Genomic DNA, 19,302 nt, shown 5'->3' with positions numbered 1-19,302 from the left:
CCCCCTGCCCTTGGGCGAGTTGCCCCATGACGTACCACGACATTCAGCGGAGACCCAATATGCATCTGTCACTTCCGGGAGCGCGCCTTCCCGTGAAATGGATTCTGGCTGTCGGCCTCATGGTCTCTCTGCTGGCGGGCTGCGAGCAGAATGGAAACGGCGGGGCCCCCGCTGGGGCCGGTGGCCGTCCGCCGCCCACGGTGTATGTCATGAACGTCGAGCCGCGCTCGGTCGACGTGGTGGAGGAGTACGCTGCTCGCGTACGTGGCTCTCGTGAAGTGGAAGTGCGCGCCCGTGTGCAGGGTATCTTGCAGGAGCGCCTGTACACCGAAGGCCAGGTCGTCGAGGCGGGGCAGCCCCTGTTTCGCATCGACCGTGACTCCTATGACATCGAACTCAAGCGGGCCCAGGCCGAGCTGGCCAATGCTCAGGCCGAGCTGAACCAGGCGCAGCGCGAATGGCGGCGTATCTCGACCCTTTTCCAGCAGAATGCCGTCAGTGAACGTGAGCGAGACTCGGCGCTCTCCGGTCGAGAGTTGGCCGAAGCGCGCTACGCCCTGGCAGAGGCCGGCGTGGCCAATGCCGAACTCAATCTCGACTATACCGAAGTGCGAGCGCCGCTGGGCGGCATGACCGGATTGGAGAGTTTTCCCGAGGGCAGCCTTATCGAACGCGGCACATTGCTGACCACCGTGACCCAGCAGGACCCGATACACGTGCGCTTCTCCCTGCCCGAGGGCGACGCCTCCCTGCAGCGTACGGCGCGGCGTGCCATGGCCACCAACGGTGAAGCGGTGCAGCGCGAGGCGTTGCTGACGCTGCCCGACGGTAGCGAATACGACGAGGTGGGTATCGTCGACTTCACCGACAGCACCATCGACCCGCGTACCGGCAGCGTTTCCGCGCGCGCCGTGTTCCCCAACCCCGGCGGCGACGTGGTGCCGGGCCAGTTCGTACGCATCCAGCTCCTGGTGCAGACCCTGGAGGACGTGTTCCTGATTCCTCAGGAAGCGGTCGGTCAGGGCCAGGCAGGCGCGCGGGTCTTCGTGGTGGTCGATGACGTCGCCGAGGCGCGCACGGTGGAGCTCGGGCCCATTGTCGATGGCGAACAGGTGGTGCTCTCCGGACTCGAGGCCGGGGATCGCCTGGTGGTCAATGGACAAGTGGCGCTGCAGGATGGCATGCCGGTGAGCGTCAATGAGGTCGAGAGCCACGAGGAGGCGCTGCAGGAAGCCGAAGACGAAGCCGCTGCCGCCGAGGCGGAAGCCGAAGCCGAAGCTGCCCAGTCCGGCGAGGAGGCGTAATGCTCAGGTTCTTCATCGACCGGCCGATCTTTGCCTCGGTCATCTCCTTGGTCATCATGCTGGCGGGGCTGGCGGCACTGCGGGCGCTGCCGGTAGAGCAGTATCCCGATGTGGTGCCGCCTCAGGTCGTGGTGCAGGCCGCCTATCCCGGTGCCAGCGCCGAAGTGCTGGCCGAGGCGGTGGCAGCCCCGCTGGAGCAGGAGATCAACGGCGTCGACAACATGCTCTACATGGAGTCGAGCGCCACCGACGCCGGGAGCCTACAGATCACCGTCTCCTTCGAGATGGGAACCGACCCCGACCAGGCGGCGATCAACGTCAACAATCGGGTACAGGCGGCTACTGCCCGCCTGCCTCAGCAGGTGCGCAACCAGGGGGTAAGGGTCGAGGCGCGCTCCACCAATATTCTGATGGTGCCGGTGATGTACTCGCCGGACGGCAGCCAGGACCCGCTGTTCATCTCCAACTATGCGCTGCTGAACGTACTCGACGAGCTGGTGCGGATTCCGGGGGTGGGCGACGCCTCGCTGTTCGGCGCCCAGGACTACTCGATGCGCATCTGGCTGTCGCCGGATAAGCTGGCGCAATACGACCTGACACCGTCCGAGGTGGCCGCGGCCATTCGCGAACAGAATGCCCAGTTTGCCGCCGGCCGACTGGGTGCGGAGCCGGCACCCGACGATCAGGCATTCACTTTCACCGTCACCACCCGCGGCCAGCTGTCCGATCCCGAGGAGTTCGAGCGCATCATCCTGCGGGCCGACGAGCAGGGCGGCACACTGCGCCTTGGCGACGTGGCACGTGCCGAACTGGGCGCACAGAACTATGCCTTCACCGCTACCTACAACGGCCAGGCGGCGGTGCCCATGGGGGTCTATCTGCAGCCCGGGGCCAACGCCCTGGAAACTGCCGATGCGGTGCGCGCAGCTCTCGATGAGGTGGCCGCACGCTTCCCCGAGGGGGTGGCCTACACCGTCCCCTACGACACCACCGAATTCGTCGAGATTTCCATTCGCGAGGTGTTCGTTACCCTGCTGATAGCGGTGGGCTTGGTGGTACTGGTCACCTTTATGTTCCTGCAGCACCTGCGGGCTACCCTGATCCCGGTGGTCGCCATTCCGGTGTCGCTGATCGGTACCTTTGCCGGCATGCTGGCGCTGGGGTTCTCGGTCAACCTTCTGACCCTGTTCGGCCTGGTACTGGCCATCGGCATCGTGGTGGACAACGCCATCATCGTGCTGGAGAACGTCGATCGACTGATCAACGAGGAGGGCATGAAGGCGCGCGATGCCGCCGTCGAAACCATGAAACAGGTAGCCGGTGCGGTGGTCTCGTCGACCCTGGTATTGGTGGCGGTTTTTGCCCCGGTGACCTTCCTCGGCGGCCTTACCGGCGAACTCTATCGTCAGTTCGCCGTGACCATCGCGATTTCGGTGGTGGTGTCCGGTGTGGTGGCACTGACCCTCACGCCGGCCATGTGCGCCATGCTGCTCGACAAGCAGTCCCACTCCGTGGCCAAGCCGTTCCAGTGGTTCAACGCCGGCTTCGACAAGCTGACTGCGGGCTTCAGCTGGATGGTGGGCAAGCTGCTGCGTCACGCGGTGCTCGGCGTGCTGCTGTTCGTCGGCGTGCTGGCCTTGACCATGTTCTCGCTGAACCGTTTGCCGCCGGGGCTGGTTCCGCAGGAGGATCAGGGTGTGGCGCTGGTGGTGTACCAGCTGCCGGCAGTCTCGGCGCTGGGCCGTACGGAAGCGGTGCGCGATCGGGTATCGGCGATGCTCACCGACATGGACGAAGTCGATGAATTCACGAGCTTCGCCGGTTTCGACATCATTGCCGGCTCGCTGCGCAGCAACACCGGGGTGGGCTTCGCCAATCTGGCGGACTGGGACGACCGGCGCGGCCCGGGGCAGGACGCGCAGTCGCTCACCGGGCGTATCATGGGCATGGGCGCGGGCATCCCGGAAGCCAACGTATTCGCCTTCACCCCGCCGCCGATCATGGGGCTGTCGCTGACGGGTGGCGTCGAGGGCTATCTTCAGGTGCGAGGCGATTCGACGCCCCAGGAGATCCAGGCGATGGCCGGCGAACTGGCCGCCGCCGCCAACGCTCGGCCCGAGCTTGCCAACGCGCGTACCACCCTGGATACCGGCATCCCTCGCTACAGCGCAGAGGTGGACCGCGAGAAGGCGCGGGCCATGGGGGTGCCGATCAATCAGATATTCGAGACCATGCAGAGCACCTTCGGCGCGCTCTACGTGAACGACTTCACCCTGGAAGGGCGTAACTGGCAGGTGAACCTGCAGTCGGAGGGCGAGTTCCGCAGCCGGCCCGAGGATCTCAACAAGGTCTTCGTGCGCTCGGAGTATGGCGAGATGCTGCCGCTGAGTTCGCTGGTCACTCTGGAGCGTACGCCGGGGCCGGACATCATCAACCGCTTCAACGTCTACGCGGCGGCCAAGTTCATGGCCGATGCCGCGCCGGGCTATACCACCGGCCAGGCCAAGGTGGCCATGGACGAGGTTGCGGCCCAGGTACTGACCCAGGGCAATACGCAGCTCGGTTGGGTCGGCGAGGCCTTTCAGCTCGATGCTGCGGCTGGTGCCGGCGGGCTGGCCTTTGGTCTTGGCATGGTGATGGTGCTGCTGATCCTGGCCGCCCAGTATGAGCGCCTGACCCTGCCGCTGGCCGTGGTGACGGCAGTACCCTTCGGCGTGCTGGGCGCAGCGTTGGCCGCGATGCTGCGCGGCTTCCCCAACGACATCTATTTCCAGGTGGGACTGCTGGTGCTGATCGGCCTGGCGGCGAAGAACGCCATTCTGATCGTCGAATTTGCGGCCCAGAACCGGCGTGCAGGCATGAGCTCCTACGATGCGGCACTCGCCGCGGCCCAGCAGCGTTTCCGCGCCATTCTGATGACCGCCCTGACCTTCATCATCGGCAGCTTGCCGCTGGTGTTCGCCACCGGCGCGGGGGCGGCCAGCCGCCAGGAAATCGGTACGGTAGTGGTAGGTGGCATGCTGCTGGCCAGCTCGCTGGCACTGATTTTCGTGCCGCTGGCCTACAAGCTGCTGGAGGATCTGGCCACCTGGGGCCGCGAGCGCAGGCAGCGCGGCGAAGAGAGCAAGGCAAGCCGGGCGTAATGCCCGGCGTTGCCGATAGGGTCAGCGCCCGTTCGGCGCACGTGCAAGCAGCTCGAGCTGAGTATCGAGCAGTGCCGCACCGCGTTCATGTAATGAGAACTGCTCATGGTTGCGCAGCCAGTCGTGGAATAGTCCGCCAAGCATTGCCTGGAGCAGCCTGGCGGCTATTTCCGGCGAAAGGTCCTGACGCAGGTGGCCCATCGCGGCGGCTTTGCTGAAGTAGCCCTTCAGCGCTCCGCATGCTTCCTCTGCCATCTCGTTCTGCATCGCCAGCGGGTCGATCTCAGCGAAGGTTTCGCAGTGGTGGATCAGGATGGCATGCACGCGGCGATAGCGCGGCTGTTCGAGGCGCAGAAAGCCGCGCAGGCAAGCCTGACGGATGGCTTCCAGCGGCTTTTCGGCAAGGCTCGGGTCGCCGATCTCCTCGACCAGTTCCTCGAATGGCATACGCACCCGTTGCAACATGGCGCGGAACAGGTCGGCCTTGTTCTTGAAGTGCCAGTAGACCGCACCGCGAGTCATACCCGCTTCGCGAGCGATCTGCTCCAGTGACGTGCGTGCTACGCCACGTTCGAGAAAGACGCCCTCGGCAGCATCGAGCAGGGCTTCGCGGGTGGCAGCGGCTTCCGCCTTGGTACGTCGCGCCATGATGGGTCGTTTCTCCTCGGGCCTGCCGTTTGCTCCATTCTAACGCAGCGTGCTTCGTCTTACATTCAACTCTGTATGGTATTTCCCGGCCGACAGCGTCGTCCCTACCGGCTCGTATTCCACGGTGGGGAAGGGTATAACGGTTCGAACACTGTTCGTAATGGGAAATATCATGCCCCGCGCCTCTTTCGAGCTTGCCGGCGTCACGATTCAGGCTGGCAGCCGTCTTCAAGTCGACGTGCCGGTGGCGAGGCTCTATACCCATGCGCCGCTGCATATTCCCGTGGAGGTTGTACACGGTCGCCGCCAGGGGCCCGTGCTGCTGGTATGTGGCGGCATACACGGCGACGAGATCAACAGCGTGGAGATCGTGCGCCGCCTGATGCGCTCGAAGCAGATCCAGGGCCTGCACGGCACTCTGATCGCCGTACCCGTGGTCAACGTATTCGGTTTCATGCAGCACAGCCGCTACCTGCCCGACCGGCGTGACCTCAATCGCTGTTTTCCCGGCAGCGAGACGGGCTCGCTGGGGGCGCGGGTGGCATCACTCTTTCGCGAGCAGATCGTCGATCACGCCACCCACATCATCGACCTGCACACCGGCGCCATTCACCGTACCAACCTGCCGCAGATCCGCGCCCAGCTCAGCCCGGGCAGCGAGACCGAGCGAATGGCCAACGCCTTCGGCGCGCCCGTCATCCTCAACGCCGAGCTGCGTGAAGGCAGCTTGCGCCATTACGCACAGACGCGGGGCATACCGGTGCTCACCTACGAGGCCGGCGAGGCGCTGCGCTTCGACGAGTGGGCGATCTCTCCGGGCGTACGCGGTGTGCTCAGGGTCATGCGCCGGCTTGGCATGCTGGCGGGGGAGCATCGCCGCCGGCCCCCACCGGCAGCGGAGCTGGCCAACGGCTCGAGCTGGGCACGAGCCCCCATCGACGGCATTCTCCGGCCCAAGGTGCGCCTCGGCGCTCGGGTGGCCAAGGGCGATGTGCTGGGCAAGGTGGCGGATCCGCTGGGCAATGCCGAAGCCAGTGTCAGGGCCATGGCCGACGGCATCGTGATCGGCATGAGCCGGCTACCGTTGGCCAACGAAGGCGAGGCGCTGTTTCATATTGCCCGCTTCGATGCCATCGAAGAGGCAGAGAACGCCATAGAGAACTTCCATTCGAGCCTCGAGCCGCTCCCTGACCCGCTCTACTGATCCGGTTCAGGCCGTTTCGGCAGGCTCCCGTTCCGGCACCAGGCTCAGCGCATCGTCGAACACTCGCAGGCAGGCGCCATCCAGGTGGCCGTTCTCGGAAAGATGACGGCGGAAACGACGCCCCCCCGGCTGGCCTTGGAACAGCCCCAGCAGGTGGCGGGTGATATGGTTGAGCTTCGCCCCTTCCTCGAGCCGGCGGGCGATGTAGGGGCGGAACGCACGAGCGGCGGCATGTCGGCTCACGGCCGGCCCCGTTTCACCGTACAGCGCCTGGTCCACCCCGGCCAGCAGCCAGGGGTTCTGATACGCCTCGCGGCCGACCATCACGCTGTCCACGTGCTTCAGCTGCTCGCGGCACTCATCCAGCGTCTTGATTCCGCCATTGATACCGATGTGCAGCTCCGGCCGGCTGGCCTTCAAGCGATGCACGCGGGGATAGTTCAGCGGTGGGATATCGCGGTTCTCCTTGGGCGAGAGCCCCTGCAGCCACGCCTTGCGCGCATGCACGATGAACACCTCGCAGCCGGCATCCGCCACCTGGGCGATGAAGCGTTCCAGATCGGCATCCTCGTCCTGGTCGTCGATCCCGATACGGCACTTGACCGTGACCGGGATCTTCACCGCCTCGCGCATGGTGCGCACCGCTGCGGCGACCTTCTCGGGATGACCCATCAGGCAGGCGCCGATCAGGTTGTTCTGCACCCGGTCACTGGGGCAGCCGACATTGAGGTTTACTTCGTCGTAGCCCCACGCCTCGGCAATGGCCGCGCACTCTGCCAGCTCGCCCGGGTCGCTACCGCCCAGCTGCAATGCCAGCGGATGCTCCACCTCGTTGTAACCGAGGAAGCGTTCACGAGGGCTGCCGTGCAGGATGGCACCGGTCGTCACCATCTCGGTATAGAGCAGCGCCTGGCGGGTCAGGGTGCGAGCGAAAGCGCGGTAGTCGCGGGTCGTCCAGTCCATCATCGGCGCGACGGAGAACGTCCTATCCAGCGCAGGGCGCGTCGTGCCAGTATCCATGCGGGTTTCAGCAGTTGCCTTGTCAGTCATAACTGTTCATATTTACAGTATTGGGCATGGGTTTTTCACGATGCCTTGTCACAATTTTTGCACTCCGCGCCGTTGGAATTTGTCACATTGGGGGAGCGAGCGTTGGCGACGATAGTCAAGCGGCCGCGAAAGGGCGGCAGTTTCTCATACCTGGCTAGGATCCGCATCGCTCGTCGTGGACAACCAGACCACTCCGAGTCGCGGACGTTCCCCAAGAAGGCAACAGCCGAGGAGTGGGCGAAGCTTGAGATGGAGCTGATATAGCCATGGTGCATCACCTTGGATACCAGAGCTGACCACTTCGCCCTGTCTCTTGTAGGATATTTCTTACAAAGAAAGGCGCTAAATTCTTATCTCATTTCATAACCTGCGTTAAACCACAATGGGAATAGAACTACTACAGTAGTTATACAGCGGGCGACGGAGAGCCCTGAAGGGAAGGCAGAGCAAGGGATTTGCTCGGTACCAAGGACGCTCGAGCAGGATGCTTGAGAAGGTGGAAAGGAAGCGAAGATTCAGCCCGGCCTCATGGCCGGGTTTCGCGTTAGTGGGCTCTGCATAAGCCTCTGGCTGCGCTGCCACTTGCCTTCGCTCCGAGCGGCGGGTCACTGATCGGCGTCGGAAGGAGCCAGCCTGTTCTTGCTGCTGCGGTGCGGCCAGTATTACTTCTTCTTCCTCATGAAAGGGAATATCTTGCCCATGGCGTCGGCGAGCACTTGGTCGAGCGGTTTGTGCTCCAGGCTGATAGCGGCTCTCGCTGCGGTATAGGTGCCTTTGTATTCCTTAGCTATTTCGCTGTCCGTCATGTTGTCTGGCAACCGCTCTGTTTCCCGGATTGCGTCGATGACTGCCTTGTCCATGTTGCCCTCCACTGAAGCCAATCACTATCGAGCATAGTGCAGAACAGCCTTGGCTGCGGCGCATCCCCACGCATGGATTCAGGCGGCGGCGTGTCGCCTCGTCTAAGCCGGCTTAGGCGTTCCGCTTACACTGCCTGTCGGCGATCTCTTACAGCTCATGGTGTCTTAGGTTAATACACAGCTCCCCCTATGGCTGTCATAGTAACTCCATCGGGCAAGGAGGCCCTTCAGGGAAGACCGAGTCAGGGAGACTCATGACCAAGGACGCTCAGGCAGGACGCTTGAGGTGGTGGAAAGGAAGCGAAGATCCAGCCCGGCCTCACGGCCGGGCTTTCGCGTTTATAGAGCTTGCGCTTTGAGCAGTTCGTCCCAGCGGGTCGAGTAGCGGTTGGTGAGGTGGGCGCAGCGCAGGTGCCACGCCGCCCCTGGGCTGGGGGTGCCGAGCTTGATAGTGCCGCGCCCCATTCTGCCGTTGAGTTGGTCCATCACGTTCATCAGCCGCTGGCTGCGTTGGCGTTCGGCATCGCTCTGGGGCGTGTCGAGCAGCGAGAGCTGCTGTCGTTCGGCGTCGATCAGGTCCAGCAGCATCACCCCCCCTTTCTGATAGAGATAGCCCTTGCGGTAGATACGCTGCAGGGCCTGGCCGGCGGCGCTGAGGATCTCGCGGCTGTCGTCGGTGGGGCGGGGCAGCTCGATCACTAGGCTCGGTGAGTACTGGGGCAGGTCGTTTCTGAATGGGTTGGTCTTGAGGAAAACCAGCACGGCGCGAGCGAGGCTGCTCTGGCGGCGCAGTCTCTCGGCGCTGCGCTGTCCGTGCTGACGTATCGCTTCGCGGATCTCGCCCAGATCGTCGGTGAGCCTGCCGAAGCTGCGACTGGTCATGATGCGCTGGCGGGCTTCGTCGACGTCGTTCATTTCGATGCAGGGAATGCCCCGCAGCTCCAGGACGGTGCGTTCAAGGGTGACACCGAACAGGCGGCGAATACGCTTCGGGTCGGCCTGGGCGAGGTCCCAGGCGCTCTTGAGGCCCAGCGCCGCCAGCCGCTCGACCAGCCGCCGCCCCACGCCCCAAATGTCACCCAGCTCGATCCTCTTCAGAAGCCCCTGGGTTTCCAGGCTGCCGGGGGGCAGTACGCACACGCCGCCGTAGGCGGGCATCTTCTTCGCCGCACGGTTGGCCAGCTTTGCCAGTGTGCGGGTGGCGGCAACGCCCACACAGACGGGGATGCCGGTGTACTGGCGCACCTTGTGATAAAGCTGGCGCGCATGCGCGAGCAACTGGGCGTGCTCGAAGCCATCGAAGCGCACGAACATCTCGTCGATGGAGTAGGGCTCTACGGCTGGGGCGAACTCCTCGAGAACGGCCTGCACCCTTTGGCTCATGTCGCCGTAGAGCTCGTAGTTCGACGACAGCAGGTGAATATCGCCCTGGTGCACCAGGGGTTCAAGCTCGAATGCAGGCGCTCCCATGGAGATGCCGATTGCCTTGAGCTCGTTGGAAAGGGCGATGACGCAGCCGTCATTGTTCGACATTACGCCCACCGGAAGGCCGCGCAGCCGGGGTTGAAAGACGCGCTCGCAGCTCACGTAGAAGGTATTGCAGTCCACCAGGCCGATCATGCTCATACGGCGTACTCGTGGATGACCGCGCGCACCACGCCCCAAACCTGGCATTCGAGGTCGAGGAGCGGAATAGGAGCGTAGCGCGGGTTGCCGGAACAGAGACACGGCACCCCGTCCCGCAGTTCGTAGCGTTTGACCGTAATCTCGCCCTCGACCATGGCGACGATGATATGGCCGGGGCGGGGGTCGACGGAGCGATCGACGATGAGGGTATCCTTCTCACGAATGCCCAGCTTGACCATGCTGTCGCCCGTGACTGCAAGGAAGAACGTGGAGGAGGGGTGCTTGATGAACCGCTCGTTGAGGTCCAGGGTGCGGCCCTCGTAGTCCTGAGCCGGGCTGGGAAAGCCGGCGAGCCCGGCGCGGCCCAGGGCGAGGGGAAAGGGAAGGGCCAGCGGTGCCGGGGCAGGGCGTGCTGGAATGAGACTCTCTGGTGGCATGGGCGGCTCCTTACAAAAACTGTCATTATATACAGTATCTCGGGAGTACCTGGCTCAGGCAACAGGCAATTGCTAATGAAAGTTAAGTTTGTGGGGGTTCTGGGGAAAAAATAGCTACGATATTTTTGGAAAGATCATTTTAAATGCCTCTTAATGTTGTCGCATGAACATGGCTGTTTAGCATCACTTTCTTCTGAAATATGGTGCTTGGAATGGCTTGAATCATGGCTAATCGTTGCTGAATTGTCGGCAATCTCTTACGCAATTCCTTAGCTCAGGTTAAGGCTAAGCGTAGCGGTAAGCTGTCAGAGTGTGCCTCTCGGGCAGGGAAAGCCCGGCAAGGAAGATCGAGACATGGAAGGCTCATGTGGCCATGGATGCTCGAGCAGGAAGCTTGAGGAAGAAGAAGGGATGCGCAGAAACAGCCCGGCCTTTTGGCCGGGTTTTGCGTTTGGTTTCGGCGGGGGCGTGCCGCTACATTGGGAAACCTTTTGTTGCCTAAGTTTGCTTGAAAGCCGCTTATGCTTGGCTAGGCTGAAAAGTGTACGAAGGGCAGGAAGCCCGGCAAGGGAACAGGGAAGGCCTAACGCGACAGGATGTCATGTGGCCAGGGAGTTCCTCAAGCACCATCTGCTAGAGAAGCAGCATGACAGCCCCCGCACTGCTTGGTGTGGGGGCTGCTTCTTTTCCTTTTGCTTTCAATTGCTTGGAGTTTTCCGTCAGAGGAACCCCGAGTGACGTATTACGTCATCTATCGTCAATCTCGTACAGGCAGAGCCGCCGATGTTCGCTATTGGCGGTGGTCAAAGCCTGCGAGACTATACTCGATGAGCCAAGGACGACTCCGCAGGGAAGAAGGCGCCAGGATGGCTGCTTAACCAAGGACGCACGGGCAGGATGCCTGTGGCAGTGAGCCAGGAGCACTAAACCCGGCCCCGGTCGGGTTCTTCTGGTATCTGACTCTGATTGACGCGGACTTTGCGTTCACCGAGGGCGATGAATTCTAACCATTAGCCTTCAGGTCTTGGTGCTACTAGCCTGACGACTATCTCGCAAGGAGGCGGGGATCAGGGAGCGCCGGGCGGGAAGCCTGCTGACGCCAAGGATGCATGACAGGCAGGTCATGGTGAGCTGAAAGGAAGCAATGATTGGAGCCCGGCATGCGCCGGGTTTTCTTTTGGTTTGTCGTCGCTTGGTGGCTCCGGACGCTGAGCATGGCTTGGCTGTGGGCTGACGCTCTTGGTAAGCGAATGAAAAAATAGCATGCAAAACGTTAACCTGAGTTAATTCGTTTCTTCGGCCTTGGTGGCACTGTGTACAGCGCTCGAGCTGGGGCTCGGCGCCTGCTTGCCGGCGCGAGGGGCTGTCGGCAGCGCAGGCGGCCCGCCTGGCCCCATCGGCTGCCTCAGCACTGAATAAGTATGACAATAGCATGAAGGAGTTCGATCAAGACAAGCGACGTTGTTCACTTGGGAAAGTGACGCAGGAGAAGAAGAATGATCAAGCTAACTTGGAAGGCAGGATCAAAATTCCTTGACGAGAAGGGTCCCGGTATCGCAGTCGTGCTGTTTATGACGTTCATGTCATGGATGTTGTTCTGGCCACATGGCTTGAGTGTCAACATGGCTGTGGGCAATGAGCCGGAAACAATAAGATATGAAAAAATAAAGGCATCATACTCCCAAAACGCAGCTGAACTCATGCGGCTGGATGAGAGTATCTTTTCCCGTACGCTAAGCATCCTCGATAAACAAAAATACTATTGTTTGTTGACCGATTTTTTCGACGCGGAAAGCGAACAGGGGCTCCGCACAGAGGAGGTGTTGCGCTATGAATCCTTGTGTGAGGTCTTCACCGATGCAGCGGGTATGGTCGACACTTATGTCGATCGGCTGAATGGCTGGGCAGGGTTCTACCCTGAGCTGCACGAATTCACGCTGCATGCCATGGGTAGACAGCAGCTGATCGGGCCTTTTCTGACACAGGCAGAGTGTGTCGAAATTACCGATCGCCTACTCCGGCTGGGTGAGCATGCATCGAATTGCGAACCCTATGGCCGCTACTCGAACGAGCATTATAACGCTGCTTTGGTAGCCGACCGAAACTGACAGACTCAGCTGTCGCACCATGGATTCGGTGTGTTTCGGCTGCCGGCCTGACAGCCGGTGGCCCACTCGCCCGAGGCCCCTGGCTTCTCTGGCCTGCTGCGCAAGGAGGGGATAATGAATAAATCACGAGGAAGTGGGTCGCGGAAAGTCTACAATGGTAAGGCGTTTTATTTTGTCTTGTTTCTGGCTTTTCTGGGCTGGCTTCTGCTTACGCTGAAGTTTCAGCTTGTTACCATTGAAAAGGCCAAGGGAATAACAAGAGATAATGAGGGGGCGGGGTGGGATTATTTTAACTACGCCGCCGAGCAATACTCGTTGAACGAATATTTCATTCAACAGACTTCCGGTTTTTTGGAGCTGTTTGAGAAATATTGTGAGCCGGAGGATTCTGGGCAGGCCGATATCGAAAATGCAGCCGCGCTAAAAGCAAGGCGTGAAGCGGTATGTCGTGTGCTCTCTGAAGCGGGCGAAATGGTGGCGTCTCATTATCACCGGTTTGGAGAAGGCGGCGCTAACCGAAACGTTCTGTTTCGCTTCAACCTCGTTGGCAGTGAGATGGAAAGTGAGAAGGAGATATCGCTGGGTCCGTTCTTTTCACGCGCCGAGTGTTCGGTGATTGCCGCGAGGCTAGTTCAACATGGTGAACAGGTGACCGCCTGTTTGCCATATGAACCTTGGCAGCATGAACTCTTCTTTGCCACTCTTGTCGATTGACTTTGCCCAAGCCCAGGGCGCCGAGAGCAGGACTTGTCAGCTTGTCGGGTGTTAGGCTAGGGGAGCAATGTTAGGTCAGGAGATAGGCATGAAGGCATGGCGTCGATCCTGCGCGGGGCTGTTGGCTGCGCTGTGGCTGTCGGGTTGTGGTGGGGATGGCAATGGCGTACCAGTCGAGGAGGAGGCTGAACTCGAGCAGCCGAGCGAGGTTGCCATGGAGCCTGCGGAAGACCCGGTCGAGGTGGAGCCGCTGACGGTGGAAATCAGAGTATCTGCCACACTGCGTAGCGACCGCCGGCTGATGGTCGAAGGGGAGACCAACCTACCTGATGACACACACCTGTTGGTGGTGGTGGAGCGCGAACTGAGCGGCGTACGCTGGCAGTCGCGTACGGAAGTTTCGGCGGGGCGCTTTGCCGTCGGGCCGTTCGGGCCGGGTAGCGGCCTGCCGGATGGCGGCTATACCATCACCGCCAACCTGGTGGAATCCAGTGTTCAACCGCCCAGCGTGCGTGAGCGAATCGGCGATCAGGGCGAACACCTGGAAGGAGACCTGGTTCGGGGTACGCGGCATGGCCTGGGGCAGGTGGCGAGCTATTCGCGACGCTACCTGATCGGCAGCGAACCTCGCCGGGCAGCCGATCAGGTAGAGGTGCTTGAAGTGGAATGACCGAGTGGCGCCGCTCAGGCGCTCTCCATTCTCCAGCGCGCCAATAACCTTCCCACCACCCTTTCGCTGGCATCCAGAGGAGCCGGCAAAGCCGAGGGCTCATGGCCGTTACGGCATAGCAGCTCGCCGCTTTCACCGTGCTCTAGCTGACCGATATACAGCCCACCTGCACCCTCGATCAGGTAGCGCCCGGGCTGGTCGCAACTCTCCGTCGGGCCAAAGGCTGCCAGATCGCCACTTTCTAGATAGTCGAAGCGCTCACCCGGGGCGGGGGTGACCAGATAACACTCGCCTTGCCATTCCACACCAGCAAAATCTTCTTTGAACAGCGTGAAGCGGTTTGCGTTGGGTGCCTGCCATGGTGCCGGGGGTTTGCAGCGAAGAAAAAGAGGGGATGGTGCGGTTTGCGTTTCACCTTCGAGCAGCTGACCTAGCGAGCAACCCAGGGCGTCGGCCAGTGCGACCAGTCGCTCGTGCCCGATCTGCTTGATTGCACCCGACTCCCAGTAGGAGATCGTGACATCCGAAACGCCGACCTTCCTTGCCAGTGCGGCTTTGTTGAGATTAGCCTGCACTCTTAAGCTCTTGATTCTATTGCCCAGTGAATCCATTTCATCAACCTGACGACGGTGGGTGAACTAAAGGGAAATGATAGTCAATGATCTGTGTTAACTGTGCAAATTTAACACTTCAACGCTTAGCACACTATAAGGAAGAAGCTTTAGAGGCGTAATCCTCGGGCTTTTTTCATCCAAGATGCTTGTGAGGAGGCGTGTCGGAGGGCTGGTGCGGCTGCCCGAGCCGATCCAGGTGCGTATAATGCCGCGATACGCTTCTCCTAATGGATAAGGACGACATGACTGTACGTACTCGCATTGCGCCGTCACCGACCGGCGATCCCCACGTAGGTACCGCCTACATTGCGCTGTTCAATCTCTGCTTTGCGAGGCAGCACGGTGGACAGTTCATTCTGCGTATCGAAGATACCGATCGCGTACGCTCCACCCTCGAGTCGGAGCAAATGATCCTCGATTCGCTGCGCTGGTTGGGGCTGGAGTGGGATGAGGGGCCGGATGTTGGAGGGCCGCATGGTCCCTATCGCCAGAGCGAGCGGGGCGATATCTATGCCGAGTATGCTTGCCAACTGATCGAAACCGGCCATGCCTTCAAATGCTACCGCACCAGCGAAGAGCTGGATGAGCTTAGAGAGGCACGCAAGGCGTCCGGCATGCATCTGGCGCTCAAGCCCAGTGATCTGGCGCTGCCGCAGGACGAGGTGGCGCGGCGGGAGCGTGAAGGTTGGCCGTACGTGGTGCGCATGAAGGTGCCCAGCAGCGGAACCTGTGTCATCGACGACATGCTGCGTGGGGCTATCGAGGTCGATTGGGCTCAGGTCGATGCGCAGGTGTTGTTGAAGTCGGATGGCATGCCCACGTACCACCTGGCCAACGTAGTGGACGACCATCTCATGGGTATTACCCATGTGTTACGAGGTGAGGAGTGGATCAACTCCGCGCCCAAGCATCAGCTGCTGTATGAGTATTTCGGTTGGGAAATGCCCGTGCTGTGCCATATGCCGCTGCTGCGCAACCCCGACAAGTCGAAGCTTTCCAAGCGCAAGAACCCCACCTCCATCAATTACTACAAGCGCATGGGCTTCCTGCCTCAGGCGGTGATCAACTACCTGGGCCGTATGGGGTGGTCGATGCCGGATGAGCGCGAAAAGTTCAGCCTTGACGAGATGATGGCTCAATTCGACATCCAGCGGGTATCACTGGGCGGGCCGGTTTTCGACCTGGAAAAGCTGACTTGGCTCAACGGGCTCTATATCCGCGAGGACCTCGACGACCAAGCCTTCCTCAAGGCGTTGATGCAGTGGGCGTTCAATGAGGAATACGTGGGACAGATTCTGCCTCAGGTGCGCACCAGGGTAGAGACCCTTTCCCAAGTGGCCCCGCTGGCCGGTCATTTTTTCAGCGGTGTGCCCGATGTGCGTGAGCAGGACTTCGAGGGGGTAAAGCTGGAGCGTGAAGAGCTGGTCAGGCTGCTCCAGTTCCTGGTCTGGCGCTTCGAGGCGGTGTCGGCCTGGAACAAGGAGGCGCTGCTCGACGAGGTCAAGGCGCTGACCGGACACTTCGAACTCAAAATGAAGGACTTCCTGGCGCCTGTGTTCATCGCCATTACCGGTTCCGCGGCCAGCACCTCGGTCATGGATGCCATGGCGATTCTCGGCTCCGATGTGACACGTGCGCGGCTGCGTCATGCCATCGAAGTGCTTGGTGGAGTTTCCAAGAAACAGGCCAAGCGCTTCGAGAAGGAGTACCGCGAGCTCAGCTGATAGATGTAAGCCTTGACAGAAGGCGGGGTGAATCAGTACCATACGCCCCGTCTTCACGGTGCATCTGGGGCCTTAGCTCAGCTGGGAGAGCGCGACACTGGCAGTGTCGAGGTCAGCGGTTCGATCCCGCTAGGCTCCACCAATAACGATGTGCCAATTCGTGAAAGACATTGCGTCCCATTCGTCTAGTGGTCCAGGACACCGCCCTTTCACGGCGGGAACAGGGGTTCGAACCCCCTATGGGACGCCACTTCTCTTGTAATTTCTCTCCGCATCGATCCCATTCCGACGTGGTCGGCTGCTTGCGCGCGCGTGGCGCTCAATGGCTTTTCAGGCGCGTTCGTCTGCGTGGAAAACCCATTGAAGCTGCCGTTTTTTCAGCATTTCCGGCTTGACTTGTCCACTTGCTCAGTGTTCGGCGGCAGTGCCTGTGCGTAAATAGCAAAAATGACTTCTTGTTAGTGTGCAGCCGCAAAAAACCATATATATCAACAAGTTAAAATTGATCAAAAAATAGCCAATCTAACAGCAACCCCCTTCTCATGCCGATTTGATGGTGTTTTCTTGCTGTTGTGAACAGGGTTATCCACAGAATGTGTGGAAAACGTTCTGACCCTTCTGAAGGACGAATTTGCTCCGTGTAAAGTGGTTACTGTCAAGAGCGTGTTATGTGATTTCTCGTGCTTTTCGCCTGGAAGTGTCGCGGGGTGGCGACGCATCCAGGCGGGGAAGTGGCCGGCTGCTCAGTCTTCTTTGGTTCGCAGCCGGCGCAGCAATGAGGAGGTGTCCCAGCGTCTGCCGCCCATTGCCTGCACGTCACCGTAGAACTGATCGACAAGCGCAGTGACGGGCAGGCGGGCATTCAGGCGTCTTGCCTGCTCGAGACAGATCCCCAGGTCCTTGCGCATCCAGTCGACCGCAAAGCCATGTTCGTATTCGTCGGCGATCATGGTCTTGTGGCGATTCTCCATCTGCCAGGAGCCGGCGGCGCCCTTGGAGATCACATCGATCACTTGCTGTTGATCGAGCCCGGCCTGCTCGGCGAAATGCAGGCCCTCGGCCAGGCCCTGCACCAGCCCGGCGATGCAGATCTGATTGACCATCTTGGTCAGCTGTCCGCTGCCGGCCGGCCCCATCAGGCTGATGGCGCGCGCATAGTGGTCAAGCACGGGACGAGCGCGTTCGTAGTCCGCCTGCTGACCGCCGCACATGATCGTCAGTACGCCGTTCTCGGCACCCTGTTGGCCGCCCGACACCGGGGCGTCGATGAAGCCGATGTCGCGCTCGCGGCAGGTCGTGTCGAGCTGTGCGGCGAGGTCCGCCGAGGCGGTGGTGTGATCGACCAGCAGACTGCCTGCGGACATGCCGGAAAGGGCGCCACTCTCACCGATGGTGACTTGCCGGACGTCATCATCGTTGCCCACGCAGATCAGCACGAGATCGGCCCCCTTGGCGGCTTCTGCAGGGGTGGGGTGATGGCTGCCGCCAAATGTCTCGGCCCAGGCCTGGGCCTTGGCTTGCGTGCGGTTGTAGACGCTCACCTCGAGCCCGGCTCGGGCCAGATGGCCGGCCATGGGGTAGCCCATTACGCCCAGGCCGATGAAGGCGACTTTGGAGATCTGCTGGTGCATTGCGTTTCCCTCTCTCTTTTTAGCGGTTTTGACCAAAGCGATAGGCCAGCACGCAGAAAGCCGCCCGAAGGCGGCTTTCGTGTGCGTGGCGGCAATTGCCGCCTCCTGCCGACTTACTTGGCAGGATAGTCGCGCTGCGGGTGGCCAGTGTATAGCTGCCGAGGACGACCGATCTTGTAGTCGTTGGAAAGCATCTCGTGCCAGTGGGAGATCCAGCCAATGGTGCGTGACACGGCGAAGATCACCGTGAACATATTGGTCGGAATGCCCATGGCCTTGAGGATGATGCCGGAGTAGAAGTCGACGTTGGGGTAGAGCTTGCGCTCCACGAAGTATTCGTCTTCCAGGGCGATCTGTTCCAGGCGCTTGGCGATCTTGAGCTGCGGGTCGTCGATGCCGAGTTCGGCCAGCACCTCGTCGCAGGTTTCCTTCATCACCTTGGCGCGCGGATCGAAGTTGCGATAGACGCGGTGACCGAAGCCCATCAGCTTGAACGGGTCGTCCTTGTCCTTGGCCTTGTCGATGAAGCGCTGAATGTTCTCTTCGGAGTCGTCGCCGATCTCGTCGAGCATCTTCAGTACCGCTTCGTTGGCGCCGCCATGGGCCGGGCCCCACAGAGCGGCGATGCCGGCACTGATGCAGGCGAACGGGTTGGCGCCGGTAGAGCCTGCCAGACGCACCGTGGAGGTGGAGGCATTCTGCTCATGGTCGGCATGCAGCATGAAGATGCGGTCCATGGCCTTGGCGTAGACCGGGTTGACCTTGTAATCCTCGCAGGGGTTGCTGAACAACATGTAGAGGAAGTTCTCTGCATAGCTCAGGTCGTTGCGCGGATAATTGAACGGCTGGCCGACGTTGTACTTGTAGGACATCGCCGCAATGGTCGGCATCTTGGCGATCAGGCGGATCGCGCTGATTTCGCGGTCTTCCTCGACGGTGATGTCCATGTGGTCATGGTAGAAGGCCGCCAGGCCACCGACCACACCGCACAGGATCGACATCGGGTGGGCGTCGCGACGGAAGCCCTTGAAGAAGTTGTTGATCTGGTCGTGCACCATGGTGTGGTTGCGGACCCGCGACTCGAAGTCGGCATATTGCTCGTCAGTGGGCAGCTCACCGAACAGCAGGGTGTAGCACAGCTCGACGAAGTTGGATTCCTTGGCCAGCTGGTCGATCGGATAGCCGCGGTGCAGCAGCACGCCCTTGGCGCCATCGATATAGGTGATGGCCGACTGGCACGAGGAGGTAGCCATGAAGCCGGGGTCGTAGGTAAACAGGCCGTCGGCACCCAGACCGCGAACATCGACCACGTCAGGGCCCAGGGTACCTGAGTAGACTGGCAGCTCGATCGTCTTTTCCAGGCCGTCTACCGTCAGTGTCGCTTTCCTGTCAGCCATTCTGGCCTCCTCTCGAAGTCGAATAGTACGTTAACTCTTTATTTCGCAAACTCTGTTGAAGCGCTGGCCTGCGAAAAAGGTTCGCCCACTATAGAAGCGTTCCCGGGATTGTCAATTAGGCCAAAGTGTCCGCATACTTGTACAGTATTTCCATCAATGCATCGTTTTGTGT

The 19,302-nt window shown here is 60.8% G+C and carries 15 protein-coding genes and 2 tRNA genes; 9 read left to right on the top strand and 8 right to left on the bottom strand.

Annotated elements, in window-relative coordinates; all coding sequences use genetic code 11:
- Positions 1–59: 59 nt before the first annotated feature.
- Together AC2VNO_RS10155 and AC2VNO_RS10150 are read left to right on the top strand one after the other, a co-directional pair.
- Positions 60–1,304, top strand: a complete 1,245-nt coding sequence (locus AC2VNO_RS10155; RefSeq protein ID WP_486934016.1) for an efflux RND transporter periplasmic adaptor subunit — start codon at positions 60–62, stop codon at positions 1,302–1,304.
- Complete coding sequence (locus tag AC2VNO_RS10150; protein WP_486934015.1) at positions 1,304–4,447, top strand: efflux RND transporter permease subunit; 3,144 nt, start codon at positions 1,304–1,306, stop codon at positions 4,445–4,447. The genes AC2VNO_RS10155 and AC2VNO_RS10150 overlap by 1 nt, the downstream gene beginning before the upstream one ends.
- Positions 4,448–4,468: 21 nt before the next feature.
- On the opposite strand, the gene AC2VNO_RS10145 is transcribed toward AC2VNO_RS10150, so the two are convergent.
- A complete protein-coding gene (locus tag AC2VNO_RS10145; RefSeq protein WP_228579510.1) occupies positions 4,469–5,095 on the bottom strand; it encodes a TetR family transcriptional regulator in 627 nt (208 codons plus the stop codon).
- Positions 5,096–5,267: 172 nt separating this feature from the next.
- Between AC2VNO_RS10145 and AC2VNO_RS10140 the strand changes: the two genes are divergently transcribed.
- On the top strand, positions 5,268–6,299 hold the full coding sequence (locus tag AC2VNO_RS10140; RefSeq protein ID WP_486934014.1) for a succinylglutamate desuccinylase/aspartoacylase family protein: 1,032 nt from the start codon (positions 5,268–5,270) through the stop codon (positions 6,297–6,299).
- A gap of 6 nt (positions 6,300–6,305) precedes the next feature.
- Here the strand turns inward: AC2VNO_RS10140 and dusA are convergent, their stop codons facing one another.
- From dusA to AC2VNO_RS10120, 4 genes are all read right to left on the bottom strand, one after another.
- The gene (dusA, locus tag AC2VNO_RS10135) at positions 6,306–7,319 is read right to left on the bottom strand and encodes a tRNA dihydrouridine(20/20a) synthase DusA (RefSeq protein ID WP_486934013.1); all 1,014 of its coding nucleotides are present in this window, start codon (positions 7,317–7,319) and stop codon (positions 6,306–6,308) included.
- 692 nt (positions 7,320–8,011) lie between these two features.
- Positions 8,012–8,209, bottom strand: a complete 198-nt coding sequence (locus AC2VNO_RS10130; RefSeq protein WP_486934012.1) for a hypothetical protein — start codon at positions 8,207–8,209, stop codon at positions 8,012–8,014.
- A 339-nt stretch (positions 8,210–8,548) separates the two neighbouring features.
- Positions 8,549–9,829, bottom strand: a complete 1,281-nt coding sequence (locus AC2VNO_RS10125) for a Y-family DNA polymerase (RefSeq protein ID WP_486934046.1) — start codon at positions 9,827–9,829, stop codon at positions 8,549–8,551.
- Between the two features lie 2 nt (positions 9,830–9,831).
- Positions 9,832–10,272, bottom strand: coding sequence for a LexA family protein (locus AC2VNO_RS10120; protein WP_486934011.1), 441 nt, complete (start codon positions 10,270–10,272; stop codon positions 9,832–9,834).
- 1,496 nt (positions 10,273–11,768) lie between these two features.
- Here AC2VNO_RS10120 and AC2VNO_RS10115 point away from each other — a divergent pair.
- The 3 genes from AC2VNO_RS10115 (at position 11,769) to AC2VNO_RS10105 (ending at position 13,764) form a co-directional block, all read left to right on the top strand.
- Complete coding sequence (locus AC2VNO_RS10115; RefSeq protein ID WP_486934010.1) at positions 11,769–12,380, top strand: hypothetical protein; 612 nt, start codon at positions 11,769–11,771, stop codon at positions 12,378–12,380.
- Between the two features lie 114 nt (positions 12,381–12,494).
- Positions 12,495–13,094 (top strand): hypothetical protein, encoded by a 600-nt coding sequence (locus AC2VNO_RS10110; protein WP_486934009.1) that lies wholly within the window; start codon positions 12,495–12,497, stop codon positions 13,092–13,094.
- Between the two features lie 88 nt (positions 13,095–13,182).
- Positions 13,183–13,764 (top strand): hypothetical protein, encoded by a 582-nt coding sequence (locus AC2VNO_RS10105; RefSeq protein ID WP_486934008.1) that lies wholly within the window; start codon positions 13,183–13,185, stop codon positions 13,762–13,764.
- 14 nt (positions 13,765–13,778) lie between these two features.
- On the opposite strand, the gene AC2VNO_RS10100 is transcribed toward AC2VNO_RS10105, so the two are convergent.
- Positions 13,779–14,375, bottom strand: a complete 597-nt coding sequence (locus tag AC2VNO_RS10100) for a helix-turn-helix domain-containing protein (protein ID WP_486934007.1) — start codon at positions 14,373–14,375, stop codon at positions 13,779–13,781.
- Positions 14,376–14,620: 245 nt separating this feature from the next.
- On the opposite strand from AC2VNO_RS10100, the gene gltX reads away from it, so the two are divergent.
- The 3 genes from gltX (at position 14,621) to AC2VNO_RS10085 (ending at position 16,352) form a co-directional block, all read left to right on the top strand.
- Positions 14,621–16,102 carry a glutamate--tRNA ligase gene (gltX, locus tag AC2VNO_RS10095; RefSeq protein ID WP_486934006.1) on the top strand — a complete coding sequence of 494 codons (1,482 nt, stop codon included), beginning with the start codon at positions 14,621–14,623 and terminating at the stop codon, positions 16,100–16,102.
- 66 nt (positions 16,103–16,168) lie between these two features.
- A tRNA-Ala gene (locus AC2VNO_RS10090) sits at positions 16,169–16,244 on the top strand.
- A gap of 32 nt (positions 16,245–16,276) precedes the next feature.
- Positions 16,277–16,352, top strand: a tRNA-Glu gene (locus tag AC2VNO_RS10085).
- Positions 16,353–16,845: 493 nt separating this feature from the next.
- Here AC2VNO_RS10085 and AC2VNO_RS10080 read toward each other — a convergent pair.
- Together AC2VNO_RS10080 and gltA are read right to left on the bottom strand one after the other, a co-directional pair.
- A complete protein-coding gene (locus AC2VNO_RS10080) occupies positions 16,846–17,733 on the bottom strand; it encodes an NAD(P)-dependent oxidoreductase (RefSeq protein ID WP_486934005.1) in 888 nt (295 codons plus the stop codon).
- A gap of 113 nt (positions 17,734–17,846) precedes the next feature.
- Positions 17,847–19,130 (bottom strand): citrate synthase, encoded by a 1,284-nt coding sequence (gene gltA / locus AC2VNO_RS10075; protein ID WP_228579488.1) that lies wholly within the window; start codon positions 19,128–19,130, stop codon positions 17,847–17,849.
- Positions 19,131–19,302: the final 172 nt, after the last annotated feature.

The sequence above is a fragment of the Halomonas sp. TH-94 genome (assembly GCF_057473365.1).
This window is presented reverse-complemented; position numbering and strand designations above follow the sequence as displayed.

Coding starts and splice junctions, on each gene's coding strand:
- AC2VNO_RS10155 (WP_486934016.1), top strand. CDS start 60: ATGCATCTGTCACTTCCGGGAGCGCGCCTTCCCGTGAAATGGATTCTG.
- AC2VNO_RS10150 (WP_486934015.1), top strand. CDS start 1,304: ATGCTCAGGTTCTTCATCGACCGGCCGATCTTTGCCTCGGTCATCTCC.
- AC2VNO_RS10145 (WP_228579510.1), bottom strand. CDS start 5,095: ATGGCGCGACGTACCAAGGCGGAAGCCGCTGCCACCCGCGAAGCCCTG.
- AC2VNO_RS10140 (WP_486934014.1), top strand. CDS start 5,268: ATGCCCCGCGCCTCTTTCGAGCTTGCCGGCGTCACGATTCAGGCTGGC.
- dusA (WP_486934013.1), bottom strand. CDS start 7,319: ATGGATACTGGCACGACGCGCCCTGCGCTGGATAGGACGTTCTCCGTC.
- AC2VNO_RS10130 (WP_486934012.1), bottom strand. CDS start 8,209: ATGGACAAGGCAGTCATCGACGCAATCCGGGAAACAGAGCGGTTGCCA.
- AC2VNO_RS10125 (WP_486934046.1), bottom strand. CDS start 9,829: ATGATCGGCCTGGTGGACTGCAATACCTTCTACGTGAGCTGCGAGCGC.
- AC2VNO_RS10120 (WP_486934011.1), bottom strand. CDS start 10,272: ATGCCACCAGAGAGTCTCATTCCAGCACGCCCTGCCCCGGCACCGCTG.
- AC2VNO_RS10115 (WP_486934010.1), top strand. CDS start 11,769: ATGATCAAGCTAACTTGGAAGGCAGGATCAAAATTCCTTGACGAGAAG.
- AC2VNO_RS10110 (WP_486934009.1), top strand. CDS start 12,495: ATGAATAAATCACGAGGAAGTGGGTCGCGGAAAGTCTACAATGGTAAG.
- AC2VNO_RS10105 (WP_486934008.1), top strand. CDS start 13,183: ATGAAGGCATGGCGTCGATCCTGCGCGGGGCTGTTGGCTGCGCTGTGG.
- AC2VNO_RS10100 (WP_486934007.1), bottom strand. CDS start 14,375: ATGGATTCACTGGGCAATAGAATCAAGAGCTTAAGAGTGCAGGCTAAT.
- gltX (WP_486934006.1), top strand. CDS start 14,621: ATGACTGTACGTACTCGCATTGCGCCGTCACCGACCGGCGATCCCCAC.
- AC2VNO_RS10080 (WP_486934005.1), bottom strand. CDS start 17,733: ATGCACCAGCAGATCTCCAAAGTCGCCTTCATCGGCCTGGGCGTAATG.
- gltA (WP_228579488.1), bottom strand. CDS start 19,130: ATGGCTGACAGGAAAGCGACACTGACGGTAGACGGCCTGGAAAAGACG.